General features: G+C 60.3%; 21 protein-coding genes. 7 read left to right on the top strand and 14 right to left on the bottom strand.

Annotated elements, in window-relative coordinates:
- Nucleotides 1-6: 6 nt before the first annotated feature.
- From ACA059_RS04525 to pmbA, 5 genes are all read right to left on the bottom strand, one after another.
- The gene (locus ACA059_RS04525; protein ID WP_415766520.1) at nt 7-618 is read right to left on the bottom strand and encodes a superoxide dismutase; all 612 of its coding nucleotides are present in this window, start codon (nt 616-618) and stop codon (nt 7-9) included.
- A 1-nt stretch (nt 619) separates the two neighbouring features.
- Complete coding sequence (locus ACA059_RS04520; protein WP_008148865.1) at nt 620-1,048, bottom strand: DUF2753 family protein; 429 nt, start codon at nt 1,046-1,048, stop codon at nt 620-622.
- A gap of 27 nt (nt 1,049-1,075) precedes the next feature.
- Nucleotides 1,076-2,452, bottom strand: a complete 1,377-nt coding sequence (locus ACA059_RS04515; protein ID WP_497632889.1) for a class II fumarate hydratase — start codon at nt 2,450-2,452, stop codon at nt 1,076-1,078.
- A complete protein-coding gene (locus tag ACA059_RS04510) occupies nt 2,433-2,840 on the bottom strand; it encodes a FagA protein (protein ID WP_074873786.1) in 408 nt (135 codons plus the stop codon). The genes ACA059_RS04515 and ACA059_RS04510 overlap by 20 nt, the downstream gene beginning before the upstream one ends.
- Before the next feature lie 250 nt (nt 2,841-3,090).
- Nucleotides 3,091-4,437, bottom strand: a complete 1,347-nt coding sequence (pmbA, locus tag ACA059_RS04505) for a metalloprotease PmbA (RefSeq protein ID WP_134422008.1) — start codon at nt 4,435-4,437, stop codon at nt 3,091-3,093.
- Nucleotides 4,438-4,545: 108 nt separating this feature from the next.
- On the opposite strand from pmbA, the gene yjgA reads away from it, so the two are divergent.
- Nucleotides 4,546-5,070, top strand: coding sequence for a ribosome biogenesis factor YjgA (gene yjgA, locus ACA059_RS04500; RefSeq protein ID WP_007901505.1), 525 nt, complete (start codon nt 4,546-4,548; stop codon nt 5,068-5,070).
- A 115-nt stretch (nt 5,071-5,185) separates the two neighbouring features.
- On the opposite strand, the gene tldD is transcribed toward yjgA, so the two are convergent.
- The 8 genes from tldD to mreB form a co-directional block, all read right to left on the bottom strand.
- Nucleotides 5,186-6,628, bottom strand: a complete 1,443-nt coding sequence (gene tldD, locus ACA059_RS04495; RefSeq protein WP_403140062.1) for a metalloprotease TldD — start codon at nt 6,626-6,628, stop codon at nt 5,186-5,188.
- Nucleotides 6,629-6,646: 18 nt separating this feature from the next.
- Nucleotides 6,647-7,495, bottom strand: a complete 849-nt coding sequence (locus ACA059_RS04490) for a carbon-nitrogen hydrolase family protein (protein WP_497632888.1) — start codon at nt 7,493-7,495, stop codon at nt 6,647-6,649.
- 179 nt (nt 7,496-7,674) lie between these two features.
- Nucleotides 7,675-11,478, bottom strand: coding sequence for a YhdP family protein (locus ACA059_RS04485; protein WP_497632887.1), 3,804 nt, complete (start codon nt 11,476-11,478; stop codon nt 7,675-7,677).
- 75 nt (nt 11,479-11,553) lie between these two features.
- Nucleotides 11,554-13,011: a ribonuclease G gene (gene rng / locus ACA059_RS04480; RefSeq protein ID WP_033058026.1), complete on the bottom strand. Its 1,458-nt coding sequence runs from the start codon at nt 13,009-13,011 to the stop codon at nt 11,554-11,556.
- 57 nt (nt 13,012-13,068) lie between these two features.
- Nucleotides 13,069-13,665, bottom strand: a complete 597-nt coding sequence (locus tag ACA059_RS04475) for a Maf family protein (RefSeq protein WP_497632886.1) — start codon at nt 13,663-13,665, stop codon at nt 13,069-13,071.
- A gap of 44 nt (nt 13,666-13,709) precedes the next feature.
- A complete protein-coding gene (mreD, locus tag ACA059_RS04470; protein WP_497632885.1) occupies nt 13,710-14,201 on the bottom strand; it encodes a rod shape-determining protein MreD in 492 nt (163 codons plus the stop codon).
- Nucleotides 14,201-15,358 (bottom strand): rod shape-determining protein MreC, encoded by a 1,158-nt coding sequence (gene mreC, locus ACA059_RS04465; protein ID WP_497634625.1) that lies wholly within the window; start codon nt 15,356-15,358, stop codon nt 14,201-14,203. Before mreC ends, mreD begins: the two co-directional genes overlap by 1 nt.
- Before the next feature lie 143 nt (nt 15,359-15,501).
- On the bottom strand, nt 15,502-16,539 hold the full coding sequence (gene mreB, locus ACA059_RS04460) for a rod shape-determining protein MreB (RefSeq protein ID WP_002555108.1): 1,038 nt from the start codon (nt 16,537-16,539) through the stop codon (nt 15,502-15,504).
- A 214-nt stretch (nt 16,540-16,753) separates the two neighbouring features.
- Here mreB and gatC point away from each other — a divergent pair, with 214 nt between their 5' ends.
- The 6 genes from gatC (at nt 16,754) to ACA059_RS04430 (ending at nt 22,047) form a co-directional block, all read left to right on the top strand.
- Nucleotides 16,754-17,041, top strand: coding sequence for an Asp-tRNA(Asn)/Glu-tRNA(Gln) amidotransferase subunit GatC (gatC, locus tag ACA059_RS04455; RefSeq protein ID WP_008026876.1), 288 nt, complete (start codon nt 16,754-16,756; stop codon nt 17,039-17,041).
- A gap of 16 nt (nt 17,042-17,057) precedes the next feature.
- On the top strand, nt 17,058-18,509 hold the full coding sequence (gatA, locus tag ACA059_RS04450; RefSeq protein WP_497632884.1) for an Asp-tRNA(Asn)/Glu-tRNA(Gln) amidotransferase subunit GatA: 1,452 nt from the start codon (nt 17,058-17,060) through the stop codon (nt 18,507-18,509).
- 10 nt (nt 18,510-18,519) lie between these two features.
- Complete coding sequence (gatB, locus tag ACA059_RS04445) at nt 18,520-19,965, top strand: Asp-tRNA(Asn)/Glu-tRNA(Gln) amidotransferase subunit GatB (protein ID WP_033058030.1); 1,446 nt, start codon at nt 18,520-18,522, stop codon at nt 19,963-19,965.
- Nucleotides 19,966-20,189: 224 nt separating this feature from the next.
- Nucleotides 20,190-20,564 (top strand): septal ring lytic transglycosylase RlpA family protein, encoded by a 375-nt coding sequence (locus ACA059_RS04440; RefSeq protein WP_497632883.1) that lies wholly within the window; start codon nt 20,190-20,192, stop codon nt 20,562-20,564.
- A 50-nt stretch (nt 20,565-20,614) separates the two neighbouring features.
- The gene (locus ACA059_RS04435; protein ID WP_497632882.1) at nt 20,615-21,670 is read left to right on the top strand and encodes a calcium/sodium antiporter; all 1,056 of its coding nucleotides are present in this window, start codon (nt 20,615-20,617) and stop codon (nt 21,668-21,670) included.
- Nucleotides 21,667-22,047: a carboxymuconolactone decarboxylase family protein gene (locus tag ACA059_RS04430; protein WP_140681567.1), complete on the top strand. Its 381-nt coding sequence runs from the start codon at nt 21,667-21,669 to the stop codon at nt 22,045-22,047. Before ACA059_RS04435 ends, ACA059_RS04430 begins: the two co-directional genes overlap by 4 nt.
- Nucleotides 22,048-22,168: 121 nt before the next feature.
- Here ACA059_RS04430 and ACA059_RS04425 read toward each other — a convergent pair whose 3' ends face one another.
- Nucleotides 22,169-23,110, bottom strand: coding sequence for an AEC family transporter (locus tag ACA059_RS04425; protein ID WP_497632881.1), 942 nt, complete (start codon nt 23,108-23,110; stop codon nt 22,169-22,171).
- Between the last annotated feature and the right edge of the window lie 12 nt (nt 23,111-23,122).

The following is a 23,122-nucleotide window of genomic DNA, read 5'->3' as shown; positions in this document are numbered from 1 at the left end:
GAAGTCTTAAACCAGTGCAGCCTGATAGCGCGCAGCGACTTCAGGCCAATTGATCACGTTGTAGAACGCGTTGATGTATTCCGGGCGACGGTTCTGGTACTGCAGGTAATAAGCGTGCTCCCAGACATCCAGGCCGAGGATTGGCGTATTGCCGTTCATCAATGGACTGTCCTGATTGCCGCTGCTTTCAACGACCAGTGTCTTTTGCGGCGTCACACTGAGCCATGCCCAGCCGCTGCCGAAACGAGTCAGCGCGGCTTTGGTGAAGGCTTCCTTGAAACTGCTCAGGCCGCCCAGTTGCTCATCGATCGCCTCAGCCAAGGAGCCTTCAGGATTGCCGCCGCCGTTGGGCGCCATCACTTCCCAGAACAGCGAATGGTTGGCATGCCCGCCGCCCTGATTAATCACCGCCGCGCGCAGCTTCTCCGGCAGTTGCTGGACAGCAGACACCAGTTTCTCCACCGGCCACTCGGCAAACTCGGTGCCTTCGACCGCCGCGTTGAGGTTGTTGATGTAGGTCTGGTGATGCTTGGTGTAGTGGATTTCCATGGTCTGCGCATCGATGTGCGGTTCCAGGGCATCGTAGGCGTAGGGCAAGGCAGGCAAGGTAAAAGCCATTTCAATGAACTCCATGATGTAGGGGCGCAGGCGAGGCGGCATCGATGTGCAGCAATCGATGCGTACGCGGATATTCGCCGTGTTCGCTGATGAAATTCAGCAGCTCGACGTAGGTTTTGCTGCTCTGGCGCAACGCTGCTTCACGCAGGGCCGGCGCCAGTCGTGGGTCCTGCATGGTCTGCAACAATCGCTGATGGATGGCGCACAGGTACTCGGCGCTCTCCTCAGGCTGGTTCAGACGCAAATGCAGATCCGCCAGGTTGTGGTGGGAAATCACGCAGGCCGCCACCGCTTCGTCGGCATCTGCCCAGCGCTCGAACAACACCTGGGCCAGAGCCAATGCCTGCAAGTAAGCCTCGCGGGCATCGACCAGTTCGCCCAGCATGAAACAGCGATTAGCCCTTTCGATCGTGCGTTTCCAGTGCTCCATGGTGAGCCTCCAAAGCGGTTGCGGGGATTACACGCCGCCTGCGGTGAGTTTTTCCGGGTCCAGCAAGACCTCAAGCTGGCTGCGTGTCAGGTCGGTGTGTTCCAGAGCGACATCGATCACCGGCCGGCCCTGTTGATAGGCCTTCTTGGCGATCTCCGCGGCTTTTTGGTAACCAATGATCGGGTTGAGTGCGGTGACCAGGATCGGGTTACGCGAAAGCGCTTCCTTCAGCCTGGATTCGTTGACCTTGAAGCTGGCGATGGCCTTTTCACCCAGCAGATGGCTGGAGTTGGTCAGCAACTCGATGCTGCTCAGCAGGTTCTGGGCGATGATCGGCAGCATCACATTCAGCTCGAAATTGCCCGACTGACCGGCGATGGTGATAACCGTGTCATTGCCGATGACCTGAGCGGCGACCATGGCGGTCGCTTCCGGGATCACCGGGTTGACCTTGCCAGGCATGATCGAAGAACCCGGCTGCAAGGCTTCGAGCTCGATTTCACCAAGACCGGCCAGCGGGCCGGAGTTCATCCAGCGCAGGTCGTTGGCGATTTTCATCAGGGAAACGGCCGTGGCCTTGAGCTGACCGGAAACACTGACCGCCGTGTCCTGAGAGCCGATCAGCGCAAACAGATCCTCACCCGGTTGGAATTGCACCTGGGTCAGCTTGCTCAATTGCTCACTGAAACGCGTCGCGAATTGCGGATGAGCATTGATGCCGGTGCCCACTGCCGTGCCGCCCTGAGCCAGGGATTGCAGACTCGGCAGCAGATCCTGCAGATGACCGATGTTGGCCTTGAGCTGCTGCGCCCAACCGTTGAGCACCTGGCTCATGCGCACCGGCATGGCGTCCATCAAGTGAGTGCGACCGGTTTTGACGTGGTGATGGACCTCTTCAGCCTTGCGCTCAATCACCTGAACCAGACGCACCAGCGCCGGCAGCAATTGCTCGTGCAACGCCAATGCAGCACTCACGTGGATGGTGGTCGGGATGATGTCGTTGCTGCTTTGGCCGCAATTGACGTGATCGTTGGGATTCACCGGCTCGCCGAGCAGACGGCTGGCCAGGGTGGCGATCACTTCGTTGGCGTTCATGTTCGAACTCGTGCCGGAACCGGTCTGGAAGATATCCACCGGAAAATGCTGCATGAAGTCGCTTTGGAGCAGACCCAGTGCCGCATCGACGATGGCTTTGCCCTGGGATTCGCTGATTTGTTCGAGCTCGACGTTGGCTCGGGCAGCGGCGGCCTTGGCCAGGATCAGTGCGCGGATGAACTGCACCGGCATCGGTTTGCCGCTGATGGGGAAGTTATCCACCGCACGTTGGGTCTGTGCGCCGTAGAGGGCGTCCACCGGGACTTGAAGCTCGCCCATGCTGTCGCGCTCAATACGAGTCTTGGTCATCTGTAAATCCTTGCACCAGTTCTATGAGAGGAATCGAGGGCTGCAACTCGCAGGTCGCCAGTTGCCAGGTGTAGCTCTGCCAGCGCTTGAGGCGGCATTTGCATAAAGAGAGGCGTTCCAGGTCGCGCAATGGGCGCCAGGCTTGATCCAGGCAGTAGGTCCGCCAGTGCCAGGGCAGCGCGACATCGGCGGCGGTGTCGAGTAACAGACGGAAAGAAGTTTCGGCGATGGTCCAGGGAGAGGTTGCCGTGCAACAGGCGAGATAACGACCTTCGGCCAGGTAATGTTCGATCAGGCGAGGCTCGTCGGGGTCCATCGCGCAACGGATCTGGCGACTCATCCAGCGCCAGCTTTCGAGGTAAGGCTGCTCGTGCAAGGCAGAACTCATGATCCGGGCTCATTCGGTAATGAGATTTATTATTAGATGATAATGAGAAGCAAAACAACCCCGGGAGCACACACCAAGTCCATTGTGGGAGCGAGCTTGCTCGCGATGGCGGTTTAACATTCAACATTGATTTCGACTGACACGACGCCATCGCGAGCAAGCTCGCTCCCACAGTGGGCGGTGCATGGCGCATAAAAAAAGGCGCGCCACCTGATGGGTGGCGCGCCTTTTTTTGCTTAGCGGTAAGGGTTTAGCTACCCGCTACCGTCATCCGTTCGATCAGCACCGAACCTGTGCGAATGTTGCTGCGCAGCTCCAGGTCATTACCGACGGCAACGATCTGTTTGAACATGTCACGCATGTTGCCGGCGATGGTCACTTCCTGGACCGCAAACTGGATTTCACCATTCTCGACCCAGTAACCCGCCGCGCCCCGGGAGTAATCGCCGGTCACCATGTTCAGGCCCTGCCCCATCAACTCGGTCACCAGCAGGCCGCGCCCCATGCGGCGCAGCAAGGCTGCCTGGTCTTCGTCGCCATGGGTGACGAACAGGTTGTGCACACCGCCAGCGTTGGCGGTGCTCGGCATCCCGAGCTTACGGCCGGAGTACGTGCCGAGAATGTACGAGACCAACTCGCCTTTTTCGACGAACGGTTTGGCGTAAGTTGCCAGACCATCACCATCGAACGCCGAACTGCCCATTGCACGCATCAGGTGCGGACGCTCATCGATGGTCAGCCATTCCGGGAACAGTTTCTGCCCCAGCGTACCTTCAAGGAACGAGGATTTGCGATACAGACTGCCGCCGGAAATCGCCGAGAGGAAACTGCCGAACAAACCGCCAGCCAGTTCCGCGGAAAACAACACCGGCACTTCGCAGGTCGGCACCGGACGCGCGCCCAGGCGGCTCGCCGCCCGTTGCGCGGCACGCTGGCCGATGCTCACCGGGTCGGCCAGCAAGTTGCCCTGTCGGTTCACGTCGTACCAGTAATCGCGCTGCATCTGGCCGTCGGCCTCGGCGATCATCACGCAGCTCAGGCTGTGCCGGGTCGACGCGTAACCGCCGATAAAACCGTGGCTGTTGCCGTAGACACGGCAGCCCTGATGGGTGCTGAGGGTGGTGCCATCGGCGTTCTTGATCCGGCTGTCGGTTGCAAACGCCGCCGCTTCACAGGCCAGGGCCTGCTCGATGGCTTGCTCCGGGGTGATGTCCCATTCGTGGAACAGGTCGAAATCCTGCAGATCCTTGGCCATCAGCGCAGCATCTGCCAAGCCCGAAGCTTCGTCTTCCGACGTGTGCTTGGCGATGGCCAGGGCGGCGGCGACAGTTTCGCGAATCGCCTCCGGACCGCTGGCGGACGTGCTGGCCGAGCCCTTGCGCTGGCCGACGTACAAGGTGATGCCGAAGCCCTGATCGCGGTTGAATTCGACGGTTTCGACTTCACGCTGACGCACCGAGGTCGACAGGCCCTGCTCCAGGGACACCGCCACTTCACAGGCACTGGCGCCTTGGCGCTTGGCTTCAGCGATGATCTGCTCGACTTGTTCTTGCAGTGCCGGCAACGCTTGTGGGCCGACGCTCTCAACTGCACTCATGCTGTTCTCCACTCAAATTCTGCTTTCGGCTGGGGCCTTCGAGCGACCGGGCCGGACAAGCGGCCCCCGACTGGTTATCATGGCGGCGTTTCTTTGCGGACGGCCACCATGGTTGATTCTTACGACGACTCCCTCGATACGGGAGAAAAAAGCAAATCCCAGGTTAAACGCGAGCTTCATGCTCTGGTTGACCTCGGCGAGCGCCTTACAACGCTCAAGCCTGACTTACTGGCAAAACTGCCGTTGACCGACGCTATGCGCCGGGCACTGGCCGATGCGCCCAAGCACACCGCGAATATCGCGCGTAAACGGCACCTCATGTTCATCGGCAAACTGATGCGCGACCAGGACACTGACGCCATTCTGACCTTGCTCGATCAACTCGATGCCTCCACCCGGCAGTACAACGAACGTTTCCATGGCCTGGAACGCTGGCGCGATCGCTTGATCGCAGGCGACGATGCGGTCCTGGAGAAGTTCGTGCTCGACTACCCGGAGGCTGATCGCCAGCAGTTGCGCTCCCTGATCCGTCAGGCCCAGCACGAACTGGCGACCAACAAGCCACCGGCATCGAGCCGTAAAATCTTCAAGTACATCCGTGAGCTGGACGAGACTCAACGCGGTCTGCGCTGACTAACGCCCAACCGCATCCCTGTAGGAGCTGCCGCAGGCTGCGATCTTTTGATCTTCAAAAACAAAGTCAAAAGATCGCAGCCTGCGGCAGCTCCTACGCGGGATACGCCTCTCTTCATGCGCCTGTGCCACCCACAGTGATCGCATCGATTTTCAGCGTTGGCTGGCCGACACCCACCGGCACCGACTGCCCATCCTTGCCACACGTCCCCACGCCGCTGTCCAGCGCAAGATCGTTACCGACCATCGACACCTTGCTCATGGCTTCCGGCCCGTTGCCGATCAACGTCGCGCCTTTGACCGGGGCAGTAATCTTGCCGTCTTCGATCAGGTACGCCTCGCTGGTGGAGAACACGAATTTGCCGCTAGTGATGTCCACCTGACCGCCGCCGAGGTTGGCGCAGTAGATTCCACGCTTCACCGAGGCGATGATTTCTGCTGGGTCGCTTTCGCCCGCCAGCATGTAAGTATTGGTCATGCGCGGCATTGGCAGGTGCGCGTAGGATTCACGGCGACCGTTACCGGTACGGGCCACGCCCATCAAACGGGCGTTGAGCTTGTCCTGCATATAGCCTTTGAGTACGCCGTTTTCGATCAGTGTCGTGCACTCGGTCGGGGTGCCTTCATCGTCGACACTCAGGGAACCGCGACGACCGGCCAGCGTGCCATCATCGACGATGGTGCAAAGCTTGGACGCAACCATCTCGCCCATGCGCCCGCTATAGGCCGAACTGCCCTTGCGGTTGAAGTCGCCTTCCAGACCGTGGCCGACCGCTTCGTGCAGCAACACGCCGGACCAGCCCGACCCCAGCACCACCGGCAACGTACCGGCCGGCGCAGGAATGGCTTCCAGATTCACCAACGCCTGACGCAGCGCTTCACGGGCGTAGCCCATGGCGCGGTCATCGCTGAGGAAATAACGGTAATCGGTACGACCGCCACCGCCATGACCGCCGCGCTCACGGCGACCGTTCTGCTCGACGATCACGCTGACATTAAAGCGCACCAACGGCCGTACATCGGCGGCCAGTCCACCGTCCGTGGAAGCCACGAGGATTCGTTCCCAGACGCCGGCCATGCTCACGGTGACTTGCTGGATACGCGGGTCGAGGGCGCGAGTCGCGACGTCGATGCGTTTGAGCAATTCGACCTTCTCGGCACGGGTCATCACTTCCAACGGGTTGTCCGGCCCGTACAACTGGGCGACATCCTGGGTCGTGAAGGCTTGCACCGTGCCGTTCTGACCGGCGCGGGAGATCGAACGCGCCGCACGGGCCGCGGCGCCGAGGGCTTCGAGAGTAATGGCATTGCTGTAGGCAAAACCGGTTTTTTCACCCGATTGCGCGCGCACGCCGACACCTTGGTCGAGGTTGAAGCTGCCTTCCTTGACGATCCCGTCTTCCAGCGCCCAGGACTCGGAAATCTGCCCCTGGAAATACAGGTCGGCGGCATCGATGCCCGGGCCGGCCAGATCGCCGAGCACACCTTGCAGGCTCTCGATCGTTACGCCACCGGGCGCCAGGAGGTGTTCACTGACTGAGGACAACAACTCGCTCATATGCTTTACGCCTTAAATTCATCGTTCTGAGGCAGGTCGCTGTGCGCCCTGCGAGAAAAAGCGCCGGTGACTGGACACCGGCATCCGCGCCCGGATGGACGCCTGTTCGCTGCTATCGCGTTCGGCCAGCAGCACGGCCTCGCCTTGATCCTGTTGCGCCAGCACACGTCCCCACGGGTCGATAATCGCGGCATGGCCAAAGGTTTCTCGCGGCCCCGGATGCGTCCCACCCTGGGCAGCCGCGAGCACATAACATTGAGTTTCGATGGCCCGCGCGCGAATCAACACCTCCCAATGCGCCGCGCCGGTCACCGCGGTAAAGGCCGACGGCGCGGTAATCAACTCCGCACCGGCAGCGCGTAATTCGCTGTACAACTCCGGGAAGCGCAGGTCGTAACACACTGTCAGCCCGACTCGACCGACGGGCGTGTCCGCCACGACAACCCCACTGCCATAAGCATAGTCATCGGATTCGCGATAACGCCCGCGATTGTCCGCCACATCGACGTCGAAGAGGTGCAACTTGTCATACCGTGCAACGGTTTCGCCGTGGTCATCCACCAGCAGCGAGCAGGCATGCACTTTGGCCGTCGGTTGATCCACCGGCGGCAACGGCAACGTGCCGGCCACTATCCATAACTTGAGGTCGCGGGCGGCCTGTTTCAACCATGGCAGGATCGGGCCTTCGCCCAACGCCTCGGCGCGACCGATGTCGGCAGTGTCGCGACGACCCATGGCGGCGAAGTTTTCCGGCAGTACGGCAAGCGCAGCGCCACCGGCTGCCGCCTGCTCGAGCAGCCGACGGGCCTGGGCCAGATTGGCCAATACATCGCTCTGGCTGACCATTTGAATCACCGCAAAAGACATGGCCTTTTCCTGATCTGGAATCAACACATACCTGTAGGAGCTGACGAGTGAAACGAGGTTGCGATCTTTTGATCTTGATCTTAAAAGGCAAAATCAAAAGATCGCAGCCTCGTTTCACTCGTCAGCTCCTACAGGGGACTTACGGCCATGCTACTCCATCAGCCTGAGGCGTGGCGTTGTCAAAAAGGCTTGTCGAAGGTGATTTTCGGCTCTTTCCACGGCCCCTTGACGGTGTATTGGACGCTGGCGAAACGCGCCACACGGTCACCGATCAGCTTATCGATCAGGAACAGCGCGCCGCCGATAGCCGGTGCACCGACGATCAGCGCGGCAATCGGCAGGTTGTTGGTCACAGGCAACGTCACCAGCAACTTGGCATCGACCTTATCGCCCACCAGGTCCAGCGTCCCGTTGAGTTCAATGTTGCTCGACGGACCGGTCAGCAGGATCGGCTCACGCGTCACGTATACACCGTTGGTCGCGACCAGCAGGCCTTTGACCCGGTCATAACTCAAACCTTTGCCGAACAGGTCGGAGAAGTCCAGACGCAGCCGGCGGCCGATGGAGTTGAAGTTCAGCAAGCCAAACACTCGCAACGCCTGGGCGCTGCCCTCAACTTCAACAAACTGGCCTTTATTCAGCGAAGCATCGAGGGTTCCAGAGAAGCGCTTGGTGGCCAGCCAGGCCGGCGAACCGGGCCAGCGACCATCGACATCCATATGAAAATCTTCACTGGTGACACTCGGCGCAAAGCCCCAGCCCTTCAGTACATCGGCGAGATTCTTGCCGCTGATCCGGCCCTTGTACCAGCTGCTGCTGGAACCGGGCATGCCTTCCCAACCGCCGCTGCCCTGCAGGAGAATGCCCTTGAGGCCCAGATCCAGCGTATTAAGCGCAATGCCCTTGGCGGTCGGACGGATTTTCAGATACCAGGCCCCGACGAGGTCCTTGCCCTGGAACAGCTGATTGATGGTGATATCCAGTGCCGGGATCTTCGTCGGATCCACCGAGGCCAGCGGATCTGGCGAGTTTTCGTCGGCCAGGACCGTCGGGTCTGGCGCCGGCAAACGCACGTATTGCAGATTGATCGCAATCGGCGCGGCTTTCGCATCGGGGATGCTGGCGCTGCCTTTGACCTGTTGGCTGTCGAGTTGCAAGGCCCACGCGGCGGGTTTGCGGTTCAGCTGCACCGACGCCTGATCGAGCGTGGTGCCGACACCGCTGAGTTTGCCGACCTTGAAGTCCGCGCTACTGAGTAACTGTTTGGCGTTGCCGCCCGGATCCTGGCCGGCGTACTTGTCTACCAGGTCTTTCCAGGGACCGACGTCCAGTTCCGACAGCACACCGCGTACCCGCAGGCCTTTGGCGCCAGGTAGCACGGCATTGCCGCCCCCCAGGAACAACTCACCGCGCCCGTCGGCAAAGTTGCCGGCCGGCGCCGCAAACGTGAAGTTCGCCAGCTCACCGTAGTTGACCCAGTAGCGCCGCTCCGGGCCCTGAAGGGTCATGCGGAACGTGGTGTCGCGGCCGACGTCTGGCGCCATGCCGAACGGCGCCGGCAAATCGATTGCTACGCCCTTGAGGTTGGAGCTGACCATCAATTGACTGTCGGCCCCATCAAGGTTCAGTTGCAGTTGATAAGGGATCACACCGGACACTGGCAACGGCTGAGTCACACTCAGCCAGTCAGTCAGTTTCTTGACCTCGACCTGGCCCGAGGCGGCGACGCGAGTCTTGAGGTTGCCGGGGCCGCCATCGGCGAAAATCTGTGCCGTGACCGGTTTATCAAAGGCGCGCGCGGAGATGTTTTGCCCGCTCAAACCCTTGGTGCTGTCGAAACGGAAATCGCCCTTGAGCTGAGTCAGCTCCAGGGTTGGCTCGGCCAGTTTCAGACGGGCCTTGGCGGTCTTGAAGTCGACGAGGATCTTCGGCTGCTCGCCTTTGACCAGCGGAATATCCAGTTTCAGTTTGCCCTGCAGATCGCCCTCACCTTCCCAACCGGCAAAGGTAGTTGCGGTGCCGATCGGCGCTTCCTGAAGAATTTTCAGACCATCACCCAACCCGCCAGCGAATCCACCGTCGAGGAACAGATGGACGTTTTGCCCCTCTGGCACATGAGGAATATTGACGTAAATGTCGCTGACCTGGGTATTGAGCAACTGCCCCTTGCTGGCCAGGATCCGCACACCGCTGTCTTCAACAAACACGTCACCCGTGACCTTGCTGACATGTGGCCAGCCTGGCTGGAAGGCCAGTTCGGCATCGTGAACCTTGAAGAACAGGCTGATGCTGCGGGCCGTCTCGGCAGCCCCGTGGTTCAGCGACCCCTGGTACTGGAAGAAGCCTTCGTCCACCGCACCTTTGAGAATCGCCGTACGCAGCCATTCGTCCAGCCCCGGGCTGAGCATTGTCGGCAAGTACTTGGCGGTGTAGCGCCCGTCGCCGTCCACCAGACCGACCCGCAGGTCCATGTAGTCTTCCTGGGTGTGGTCGAAGTGCAGGCGGATCAGAAAGTCGCCGGCAATCTTGCCTTCTTCGCCCAGCACCTTCAGGTACGGCGCGATCAAGGTGAAGGCTTCTTTATCGAGTTTCCAGGTCAGTCGGGCATTGGCCTGAATGTACTGCCATGGCTTGGCGAAGATCGGGTCCAGATGCAGGGAAAAATCCTTGCTGTCCATGCGCAGCTCGCCACCGCCCAGATCACCGCTGATGCTGCCACTGACATTTCGCGCCGCCGGAGCGCCGTGATAGGCATCGAAGCCGACCCGATCCAGGTTGGCGGCAAAGCTGAACTTGGTGTCGTCGGTGGCATTGGGCCGGAAGTCGATCAGTACGTTGCGCAGGCCGCCGGTCACTTTGAGTCGCTCGACGGCGGTGGCGATGCCTTCGGGCAGCGGCCCCAAGGCATTCAGTATCGGGGTGATCGGGGTGAGATCGAGGCGGTCGGCTTGCAGATGCCAAAGCTCTTCAGTCTTGTCGGTCGCCGCGTTTTGTTTGAGTTGCAGATGCGATTCCCAACGGGTCTCGCCAAGGTTCATGGCCAGCGAATCCAGGGTTACCAGCACGCCTTCGGAGCTGCGCTGAAAATAGCCATTGAGCGCCAGATTGTTGATCTGGATCGGTTTGCGCTCGGCGTACGCGCCCTTGAGTTGCGGCGCGTTCAAGCGAATCGCAGCACTTTGCAGGGCGCCCTTGTTCCAGTTCACCCAAAGCTCGCCGCCGGCCTTGAACTCGGAAAAATTCCATTGTTGGGTCAGGCGCTCAGGCAACCATTTCGACCAGTCGCTTTGCGGCAGGCTCAAATAAGCTTCGGCCTCGCCGTCTTTCCATTCGCTGGCGCGTAGACGGGTGCGCAGACTGATGGCCACCGGTTGTCCGTCGGGCAGGGTCAAACGGGCGTCGAGTCGCTGGCGGGAAACGCCGGTTTTCAGATTCAGCCCGACGTAAGTCAGGGTCAGCGGCTGCTCTTGCAGTGGCTGCAAAGTGACCTGGCTATCGAGCACCGACAGTTGCTGAACCATCTGCATGCGATTGAGCAATTGCTCAGGATCCAGCGGCTGATCCTGCTGCACCGGCAAACCTTCCAGCGCCCAATGGCCGTCCTCGCCTTCTTTGAGGCTGATCTTCAGGCCGCTGAGTTCCAGGTGAGCGATGCGCACTTCACGAGCCATCAGACTGGCCCAAAGATCCGGCACCGCGCGCACCTGATCCAGACGCAGGGCATTGGCGCCCTCGCCGACCATCACGTCGTGAGCCAGCATGATCGGAGCAAAACCGCTCCAGCTGCCTTCCAGTTCGCCGATATTCAGCGGCATATCCAAGGCAGCGCTGGCTTTGGCTTCGACTTCGGCACGGTACTCGGCCACCAGCGGGGTCAGCTCTCGACCGAGGCTGACGTATAACGCCAACAACACCAACACCAACGCACACAGCCCCAGCCCCCAGCGGGTCAGTGCGGCCAAAATGCGTGTCAGACGTTCCATGTCAGTTGGCTCCCATGGCAAAAATACTGCAAAAAGCTGAGGCCAGCCGTTCTAGCAGGGTTGAAAGACAGGGATTCAGAGCAGCACCACGTCGTATTGTTCCTGGGAATACATGGTTTCCACCTGGAACCGGATGGTGCGTCCAATAAAACCTTCGAGCTCGGCGACATTGCCCGATTCTTCATCGAGCAAACGGTCGACCACTTTCTGGTTTGCCAATACACGATAGCCTTCCGCCTGATAGGCGCGAGCTTCTCGGAGGATTTCGCGGAAAATCTCGTAGCAAACGGTTTCCGGCGTCTTGAGCTTGCCGCGACCCTGACAGCTGCTGCACGGCTCGCACAGTACTTGTTCAAGACTTTCGCGGGTGCGCTTGCGAGTCATCTGCACCAGGCCCAACTCGGTGATGCCGATGATGTTGGTCTTGGCGTGATCGCGTTCCAGTTGCTTCTCGAGTGTGCGCAGCACCTGACGCTGATGTTCTTCATCTTCCATGTCGATGAAGTCGATGATGATGATCCCGCCCAGGTTGCGCAGGCGCAGCTGGCGAGCAATGGCGGTCGCGGCTTCGAGGTTGGTCTTGAAAATGGTTTCTTCGAGGTTGCGATGACCGACGAACGCCCCGGTGTTGACGTCGATGGTGCTCATGGCTTCCGCCGGATCGACCACCAGGTAACCGCCGGACTTCAGCGGGACTTTGCGCTCCAGGGCTTTCTGGATTTCGTCTTCGACGCCGTACAGGTCGAAAATCGGCCGTTCGCCAGGGTAATGCTCAAGACGATCGGCGATTTCCGGCATCAGCTCGGCGACGAACTGCGTGGTTTTCTGGAAGGTTTCCCGGGAGTCGATGCGGATCTTCTCGATCTTCGGGCTCACCAGGTCACGCAAGGTGCGCAGCGCCAGGCCGAGGTCTTCGTAGATCACACTCGGCGCGCTGATGGTTTTGATCTGCTCGTTGATCTGATCCCAGAGACGACGCAGGTAGCGAATGTCCATGAGGATTTCATCGGCACCGGCACCTTCGGCGGCAGTACGCAGGATGAAGCCGCCTGCCTCTTGGATGCCTTCTTTGGCCACGCAATCGGTGACCACTTGTTTGAGACGTTCACGCTCGGCTTCGTCTTCAATCTTCAACGAAATGCCAACGTGTGCAGTGCGCGGCATGTACACCAGATAACGCGACGGAATCGACAACTGAGTCGTCAGGCGTGCGCCTTTGGAGCCGATCGGGTCCTTGGTCACTTGCACCACCAGGCTCTGCCCCTCGTGAACCAGAGCGCTGATGCTCTCGACCGCCGGGCCTTCGCGCAGGGAGATTTCCGAGGCGTGAATGAACGCGGCGCGGTCCAGTCCGATGTCGACGAATGCCGCCTGCATGCCGGGCAATACCCGCACGACTTTGCCTTTGTAGATGTTGCCGACGATCCCGCGCTTTTGCGTGCGCTCGACGTGGACCTCTTGCAGAACACCGTTTTCAACCACCGCCACGCGCGATTCCATCGGCGTGATGTTGATCAGGATCTCTTCACTCATGGCAGGGTCTCGTTCAGGCATGTTCACGATAATGGCCGCATCTTGTCAGTACGACGCTCAACGCGCGTTAAGGGTTTGCCAACAGGGTATGCCGAAATGGCCCAGCAGCTCAGCGGTTTCGCACAGCGGTAGTCCGACCACCGCCGAGTAACTGCCATTGAGCCCGGCGACAAACACCGCGCCGAGCCCTTGAATACCGTAGCCGCCGGCCTTGTCTTGCGGCTCGCCGCTGGCCCAGTAGGCCACCGCTTCATCGCGACTGATGTTGCGAAAACGCACCAGACTGCGCACGACCCGAGACTCGCAACGCTCACCCTCTCGCACCGCAATCGCCGTCAGGACTTCATGTTCACACCCGGACAACATCATAAGCATGGCGCACGCCTCGGCTTCATCAACCGGCTTGCCAAGAATTTTTCCGTCCAGCACCACGGCGGTGTCGGCGCCCAGCACGCAAAAATCTGTGTCGGACACGACGGTCCCACGCCCGGCCTCGGCTTTGCCGCGCGCGAGGCGCTCGACATAAGCCGTCGGGGATTCATTTTCTAAAGGGGTTTCATCGATGTCCGCACTGATGGCGGAGAACGGCACGCCGATCTGCGTGAGCAGTTCACGCCGACGCGGCGAGCCTGAGGCGAGGTACAACAATTTCATCAAGACATCTCCCTTGTCGAGGTGCGGGCAAATGCCTGACCGAATTAATTGATTCTGTAGCGTCGACGCAAACCGCGCAAACCGTAGCTGATCCACGGCCAGAGCAATGCGCTGACCAGTGCCGGCAAGACCAGCGCCAGCGTCGGCTGACGATTGCCGGTCAGGGCGCTGAGCCATAGTTGAACAAGCTGCGCGAGGCCGAAGATCACCAGGATCACCAGGCTCTGTTGCCACATCGGGAACATGCGCAGGCGTTGTTGCAGCGCCAGCACCAGGTACGTGATCAGCGTCAGGATCAACGCGTTCTGGCCCAGCAGCGTGCCATAAAGCACGTCTTCGGCCAGGCCCAGGCACCACGCGGTGGCCATCCCGACTTTCTGCGGCATGGCTAACGCCCAGAATGCCAGCAGCAAGGCCAGCCACAGTGGACGGAGGATTTCCATGAATTGTGGCAGCGGGGAAACGCTGAGCAGCATGCCTATGGCGAATGTCAGCCAGACCATCCAGTCGTTTCGGGAGGCAGTAGCACCAACCATTATTCTCGTCCCCCAGTGGTAGCCGGCGCAGAGACAGGCGGTTTGGCTGCAGGCTTCACGGCAGCGGGTGGCGTGGCCGGCGGTTTAGCGGCCGCAGGTTGCGTCGCGGGCGGCTTGCTGGCGGCAGGTTTCGCAAGAGCAGGATGAGTTGCCACAGGTTTGGCCGGGGTTGTGGCAGCAGGGGCAGTCGTCGGCGCAACCGGAACCACGGGCGCAGCAACAGCAGCCGGGACGATGGCAGGTTTCGGTACTGTCGCTGGAATGATTGGTCCACCACCGTGCTGGTCCAGAGCCTCTTGAGCCTGGGCAGCTTCGTTGGCGCGCTCTTCGGCTGTGCGGCCGTCGGTGAACACCAGCAGCAGGTAACGGCTACGGTTCAAGGCGGCGGTTGGCACGGCGCGCACAATAGCGAACGGTTGACCGGAATCGTGAATCACTTCCTTGACCGTCGCCACCGGGTAACCCGCCGGGAACCGCTGCCCCAGACCGGAGCTGACCAGCAGATCGCCTTCTTTAATGTCGGCGGTATCGGCCACGTGACGCAGCTCCAGGCGTTCCGGGTTACCGGTGCCACTGGCGATTGCCCGCAGACCGTTGCGGTTCACCTGCACCGGAATGCTGTGAGTGGTGTCGGTCAACAACAGCACACGAGAGGTGTACGGCATCAACTCGACCACCTGGCCCATCAAGCCACGGGCATCGAGCACCGGCTGACCGAGGACCACACCGTCGCGCTCACCTTTATTGATGATGATGCGGTGGGTGAAGGGATTGGGGTCCATGCCGATCAGTTCGGCCACTTCGACCTTCTCGTTGACCAGCGCGGAGGAGTTGAGCAACTCGCGCAGCCGAACGTTCTGCTCGGTGAGGGCGGCAAGCTTTTGCATGCGGCCCTGCAACAACAGGTTTTCTGTTTTGAGTTTTTCGTTTTCGGCGACGAGCTCGGTACGGCTGCCAAATTGGCTGGCCACACCCTGCCATAGCCGCTGTGGCAGGTCGGTGATCCAGTAGGACTGCATCAGTACCAGCGACATTTGGCTACGCACTGGCTTGAGCAGTGTGAAGCGGGCATCGACCACCATCAGCGCGACCGATAGCACGACCAGCACCAACAAGCGCACGCCCAGTGAAGGCCCTTTGGTGAAAAGCGGTTTAATAAGCCGCTCCTCCCAGGCAAATGTTCTCTTTATTCATACGGCATCAAACCGGCCTGGATGCAGACTGACAGAAGATAAACGCCAACAGGCAGCACTGCAAAGTGCTGCCTGCGCGCTCAACAGCATAGATGCGTCGGGCGAGATCACTCGCTCGACAGCAGGTCCATGGTGTGTTTATCCATCATTTCCAACGCACGGCCACCGCCGCGAGCAACACAGGTCAGCGGGTCTTCGGCAACGATTACCGGCAGACCGGTTTCCTGGGCCAGCAACTTGTCGAGGTCACGCAGCAAGGCGCCGCCACCGGTCAGTACCAGACCACGCTCGGCGATATCGGAAGCCAATTCCGGAGGCGATTGCTCCAGTGCACTCTTCACAGCCTGAACGATGGTGGCCAGGGACTCTTGCAGAGCTTCCAGCACTTCATTGGAGTTCAGGGTGAATGCGCGTGGAACGCCTTCGGCCAGGTTACGGCCGCGAACGTCGACTTCGCGAACTTCGCCGCCCGGGTAGGCCGTACCGATTTCCTGTTTGATGCGCTCGGCAGTGGATTCGCCGATCAGGCTGCCGTAGTTGCGACGCACGTAAGTGATGATCGCTTCGTCGAAGCGGTCGCCGCCAACCCGTACGGATTCAGCGTAAACCACACCGTTCAGGGAGATCAGCGCGATTTCAGTGGTACCACCACCGATATCGACAACCATCGAGCCGCGAGCTTCTTCAACCGGCAGGCCGGCACCGATCGCAGCAGCCATTGGCTCTTCGATCAGGAACACTTCACGGGCACCGGCACCGAGGGCCGATTCACGGATGGCACGACGCTCAACCTGGGTGGATTTGCACGGAACGCAGATCAGCACACGAGGGCTAGGCTGCAGGAAGCTGTTTTCGTGAACCTTGTTGATAAAGTACTGCAGCATCTTTTCGCAAACGCTGAAGTCGGCGATCACGCCATCCTTCATCGGACGAATGGCAGCAATGTTGCCCGGCGTACGGCCGAGCATGCGCTTGGCTTCGGTGCCGACAGCAACGACACTTTTCTGGTTACCGTGTGTCCGAATAGCCACAACCGAGGGCTCATTCAGGACGATACCGCGCTCGCGCACGTAAATAAGGGTGTTGGCAGTGCCCAGGTCAATGGAAAGATCGCTGGAAAACATGCCACGCAGTTTCTTGAACATGGGAAAGGGACCCTAGGCAACGCGTGGGTAAAAAAGTGCGGCAAACTCTAACAACGACAGGGATTTTGGGCAAGGCGCCAATATGTTAAATTGGCCGCTTTTCTGTGCACCAACCCCCACAATCGCGGCCTTATGACCGTAGAAATGCGGTAGTGTTCCGACAATCTAACACACGGATAGCATCCGTTCTGTTTTCCTTCCACTGGAGAATCCCATGACGCTTGAACGCTCCGACGTGGAAAAAATCGCTCATCTGGCCTGTCTGGGCCTTAATGATGCCGATCTTCCACACATCACTTCGGCCCTGAACAGCATTCTGGGGCTGGTCGACGAAATGCAGGCGGTCAATACCGACGGTATCGAGCCGCTCGCCCATCCACTGGAAGCCAGCCAGCGCCTGCGTGCAGACGTCGTGACCGAGACCAATCATCGCGAGGCCTATCAGTCCATCGCACCAGCGGTCGAAAACGGCCTGTACCTGGTTCCGAAAGTCATCGACTAAAGGGAAAGAGCCTGCAATGCATCAATTGACTCTGGCCGAGATCGCCCGCGGTCTCGCCGATAAAAAGTTTTCTTCCGAAGAGCTGACCAAAACCCTGCTGGCGCGTATCGCCCAGCTCGATCCGCAGCTCAACAGTTTCATCAGCCTCACCGAAGACCTGGCGCTCCAGCAGGCGAAAGCCGCTGACGCACGCCGGGCCAATGGTGAGAGCGGTGCCCTGCTCGGTGCGCCGATTGCCCACAAAGACCTGTTCTGCACCCAAGGCATCCGCACCAGCTGCGGCTCGAAGATGCTCGATAACTTTAAAGCACCGTACGACGCCACCGTGGTCGCCAAGCTGGCCGCCGCCGGCGCCGTGACCCTGGGCAAGACCAACATGGACGAATTCGCCATGGGTTCGGCCAACGAGTCGAGCTACTACGGCGCAGTGAAAAACCCGTGGAACCTGGAACACGTGCCCGGCGGTTCGTCCGGTGGTTCGGCCGCGGCCGTTGCCGCTCGTCTGTTGCCGGCCGCCACGGCGACCGACACCGGCGGCTCGATCCGCCAGCCGGCCGCGTTTACCAACCTGACAGGCCTGAAACCGACGTACGGTCGCGTTTCGCGCTGGGGCATGATCGCCTACGCCTCCAGTCTCGATCAGGGCGGCCCATTGGCGCGCACTGCCGAAGACTGCGCAATCCTGCTGCAAGGCATGGCCGGTTTCGACCCGCAAGACTCCACCAGCATCGACGAGCCCGTGCCGGATTACAGCGCCAGCCTCAACGGTTCGCTGCAAGGCCTGCGCATCGGCGTTCCTAAAGAGTATTTCAGCGCCGGTCTCGACCCGCGCATTGCCGAGCTGATCCACAACAGCATCAAGGAGCTGGAAAAGCTCGGTGCCGTGATCAAGGAAATCAGCCTGCCGAACATGCAGCACGCGATTCCTGCGTACTACGTGATCGCTCCGGCAGAAGCCTCGTCCAACCTGTCGCGTTTCGACGGCGTGCGCTTCGGCCATCGCTGCGCAGATCCAAAGAACCTCGAAGACTTGTACAAGCGTTCCCGTGGCGAAGGCTTCGGCCCGGAAGTGCAGCGCCGGATCATGGTCGGCGCCTACGCGCTGTCGGCCGGCTACTACGACGCCTACTACCTGAAGGCGCAGAAGATTCGCCGTTTGGTGAAGAACGACTTCATGGCTGCCTTCAATGAGGTCGACATCATCCTCGGCCCAACCACGCCGAACCCGGCCTGGAAGCTTGGCGCCAAGAGCAGCGACCCGGTTGCTGCGTACCTGGAAGACGTCTACACCATCACCGCCAACCTCGCCGGTCTGCCGGGCTTGTCGATGCCAGCCGGTTTTGTCGATGGCCTGCCGGTCGGCGTGCAATTGCTCGCCCCGTATTTCCAGGAAGGTCGCCTGTTGAACGTTGCCCACCAGTATCAGCTCAACACTGACTGGCACACCCGCACCCCAACCGGCTTCTGAGGAGAAACACATGCAATGGGAAGTCGTGATCGGGCTGGAGATTCATACCCAGCTCACCACCCGGTCGAAAATCTTTTCCGGTAGCTCCACCACCTTCGGTTCCGAGCCGAACACCCAAGCCAGCCTGGTTGACCTCGGTATGCCTGGCGTATTGCCGGTGCTGAACCAGGAAGCAGTGCGCATGGCGGTGATGTTCGGTCTGGCCATCGATGCCGAGATCGGCCAGCACAACGTGTTCGCCCGTAAAAACTATTTCTACCCGGACCTGCCGAAGGGCTACCAGATCAGCCAGATGGAATTGCCGATCGTTGGCAAAGGCCACCTGGACATCGCGCTGGAAGACGGCACGGTCAAGCGCGTCGGCATCACCCGCGCGCACCTGGAAGAAGACGCCGGTAAAAGCCTGCACGAAGAATTCAGCGGCGCCACCGGCATCGACCTGAACCGCGCCGGCACGCCGCTGCTGGAAATCGTGTCCGAGCCGGACATGCGCAGCGCCAAGGAAGCCGTGGCTTACGTCAAGGCTGTCCACGCGCTGGTACGTTACCTGGGCATTTGCGACGGCAACATGGCCGAAGGTTCGCTGCGTTGTGACTGCAACGTGTCGATCCGTCCGAAAGGCCAGGTTGAATTCGGCACGCGCTGCGAGATCAAGAACGTCAACTCGTTCCGTTTCATCGAGAAGGCGATCAACACCGAAGTGCAGCGTCAGATCGAACTGATCGAGGACGGCGGCAGGGTGATCCAGCAGACCCGTCTGTACGATCCGAACAAGGACGAAACCCGTCCGATGCGCAGCAAAGAGGAAGCCAACGACTACCGTTACTTCCCCGATCCGGACCTGCTGCCGGTGGTCATCGAGAACTCGTTCCTCGACGACGTGCGCGCCACCCTGCCGGAATTGCCACCGCAGAAACGCGAGCGCTTCCAGGCGCAGTTCGGTCTGTCGGTATACGACGCCAGCGTCCTGGCCACCAGCCGCGAGCAAGCCGATTACTTCGAGAAAGTCGTGAGCATCGGCGGCGACGCCAAGCTGGCGGCCAACTGGGTGATGGTTGAATTGGGCAGCCTGTTGAACAAACAGGGCCTGGACATCGATCAGTCGCCGGTCTCGGCCGAGCAACTGGGCGGCATGCTGCTGCGCATCACCGACAACACCATCTCCGGCAAAATCGCCAAAGTGGTGTTTGAAGCCATGGCCAACGGCGAAGGCAGCGCGGACGAGATCATCGACAAGCGCGGCTTGAAGCAAGTGACCGACACGGGCGCGATCTCGGCAGTGTTGGACGAAATGCTCGCGGCCAATGCCGAACAGGTTGAACAGTACCGCGCGGCAGACGAAGCCAAACGCGGCAAGATGTTCGGCTTCTTCGTCGGCCAGGCCATGAAAGCCTCCAAAGGCAAGGCCAACCCGCAACAGGTTAACGAACTGCTGAAAAGCAAGCTCGAAGGCTGATGAGAATGGAGCCAGATTTAACGCCTGGCTCTAATCCCTGTGGGAGTGGTCTTTTGTGGCGAGGGGACTTGTCCCCGTTGGACTGCGCAGCAGTCCCAAAATCTGAATTCTCGGTGTGTCAGATACAACTCGAATTCAGAGATAGGGGCCGCTTCGCGACCCAACGGGGACAAGTCCCCTCGCCACAAAAGCCCGCTCCCACATTTGTATGTGGAAACCTTCGAATGAAACGCTTCCTCAGTGCCTGCGCCCTGCTCTCTTTGCTGGCCGGTTGCGCCAGCACCGATATCATCGATCCACACGGCTACGACAAGACCGGCACGGCGTCCTATTACGGCGCTAAACACCAAGGTAAACGCACCGCCAGCGGCGAGCGTTTCAACAAGAATTCCCTGACCGCCGCCCATCGCCAGTTGCCCTTTGGCACGCGGGTGAAGGTCACCAATCTGAACAACGACAAGTCCTGCGTGGTTCGCATCAACGATCGCGGGCCGCACACCCGTGGGCGTCTGATCGATGTTTCACATGAAGCGGCCGAACAACTGGGTATGCTCAGAAGCGGCACCGCGAAGGTTCGCGTGCAAGCCCTCGACGACTGATAGACGGAGCGCTGACCATTTTCGGACTTGCCGATTTACCCCTGATCAGCGTGATTGAATTGCTCAGCGGCCTGCTGTTGCTGATCGCCGGTGCCGAGCTGATGGTGCGCGCCGCCGTGCGCCTCGCCGCGCGCTTGCATGTACGACCGCTGATTATCGGCCTGACCATCGTCGCCCTCGGCAGCAGCGCGCCGCAGATGGCGGTCAGCCTGCAAGCGACCCTGGCGCAGAACGCCGACATCGCCGTCGGCAGCGTGATCGGCAGTAGCATCTTCAACATCCTCGTCACCCTCGGGCTCTCGGCGCTGATCATCCCGCTGCGGGTTTCACGGCAACTGGTGCGCCTGGATATTCCGCTGATGATCGGCGCCAGCCTGCTGGTGTTCGTATTGGCGTGGAACGAAGAACTGACCCGCGTGGACGGCATCATTCTGCTGGCCGCACTGGCGCTGTATCTGGGCCTGCTGCTGCGCCAGTCGCGGCACTCGGCCCGTCCGCCATCCCATGACGAAACACCAGCGCCGTGGTTCAGCAGCTTGCTGATGATCGTCGCGGGATTGGCGATGCTGGTCTACGCCGGGCACTTGCTGTTGGGCGCGGCGGTTTCGGTCGCGACCGATCTGGGGCTGTCGGAACGGATCATCGGCCTGACCATCGTCGCTGTCAGCACGTCCCTGCCGGAACTGGCCACTTCGTTGATCGCCGCCTTGCGCGGTCAGCGCGACATCGCCGTGGGCAACGTGATCGGCAGCAACCTGTTCAACCTCTTGGGCGTGCTGGGCTTCACTGCGTTGATCGCGCCGTCGCCGCTGTCGGTATCGCCCAACGCCCTGGATTTCGACTTGCCAGTGATGCTCGGCGTCGCGACGTTGTGTCTGCCGGCGTTCTATTCCGGCTACCGGGTGACCCGCGCCGAAGGTCTGCTGTTTTTGGGTTTGTATCTGGCTTACGGTCTGCACGTGGTGTCGTTCACCACCGGCATGCCGCTGGCCGGCAAGCTCGAACACCTGATGCTGTTTTTTGTCCTGCCGGCGCTGGTGGCGTTTTTTCTGTTCACGTCGCTGCGCGCCTGGCGTCGCCAACACCACAATAAGGAATTGCCATGACCGATGATAAAAAGCCTGGGGTTGAAGTCCGCCGCCAAGTGATGGGCGACGCCTTCGTCGACCGCGCGCTGGGCAATGCCACCGAGTTCACTCAACCGCTGCAGGATTTCGTCAACGAGCACGCCTGGGGCAGCGTCTGGAACCGCGAAGGCCTACCATTGAAAACCCGCAGCCTGATCACCCTCGCAGCCCTGACCGCGTTGAAGTGCCCGCAGGAATTGAAAGGTCACGTGCGCGGTGCACTGAACAATGGCTGCACCGTGGAAGAGATTCGTGAAGCGCTGCTGCATTGCGCGGTGTATGCCGGTGTACCGGCGGCGATCGATGCGTTTCGGGCGGCGCAGGAAGTGATTGATAGCTACCAGAAGCCTGAATAATTTCGTCGCATTGAAAGATCGCAGCCTCTGTAGGAGCTGCCGAAGGCTGCGATCGTTTGATCTTGATTTTCGGCGCGGTTGAAGAGGGTAAAGATCAAAAGATCGCAGCCTTCGGCAGCTCCTACATCCACCCGCCCCACTGCAACAAAAAGATCCCGATGTTGGTGGTGATCGCCGCCATCAACGTGGTGATCACGATGATCGCTGCCGCCAGTTCATGATTGCCATTGGCCTGACGGGCCATGACAAAACTGGCCGCGGCGGTCGGGCTGCCGAAATACAGAAACAGAATCCCCAACTCCGCACCACGAAAGCCCCAGAGCCACGCCCCCAGCGTCGCCAGAATCGGCAGGCCAATCATCTTCACCAGGCTTGAACTGAGCGCCATGTTGCCGCTTTTGCGCAGTGCCCCCAGCGACAGCGTGCCGCCGATGCAGATCAGCGCCAACGGCAAGGTGGTTTGCGCCAGGTATTGACCTGACGTCTCCAGCCATCCCGGCAAGCTGATCTTGAAGTAGGCAAACGGTGCCGCCGCAAACACGCTGATGATCAGCGGATTGACCATCACGCTTTTGCAGATGCTCCAAGGGTCGGACTTGATCACCGGGCTGTACACCGCCAGCACAATGGTCGAGAGCGTGTTGTAAAACAGGATCACCAACGCCGCGAGAATCGCCCCGAGGGAAATCCCGTAGTCGCCGTACATGCTCGCCGCCAGCGCGAGCCCGATGACCCCGTTGTTGCCGCGAAAGGCACCTTGAGTGTAAATCCCCCGGTCTTCCCGCGGGCACTTCCAGATCGCCCAGCCCCAGGCGATGGCGAAACTCGCCAGGGTGGCAAGCGAGAAGTAGATGAGCAGCGCCGGTTGCAACGCGGCGTGCAGGTCGGCATGCAGGATGCCCAGAAACAACAACGCCGGCATGGTGACGTTAAACACCAGGGCCGACGCAGTGTGGATGAAGTTGTCGTTGATCCAGTCGATGCGCTTGAGCAGCACACCCAGAAACAGCATGGCAAACACCGGCGCGGTGATGTTCAGGGTTTCGAGGAAGATAGCCAGCATGCCGGGGGTAAC

The sequence above is a fragment of the Pseudomonas sp. LBUM1647 genome (assembly GCF_059716175.1).
This window is presented reverse-complemented; position numbering and strand designations above follow the sequence as displayed.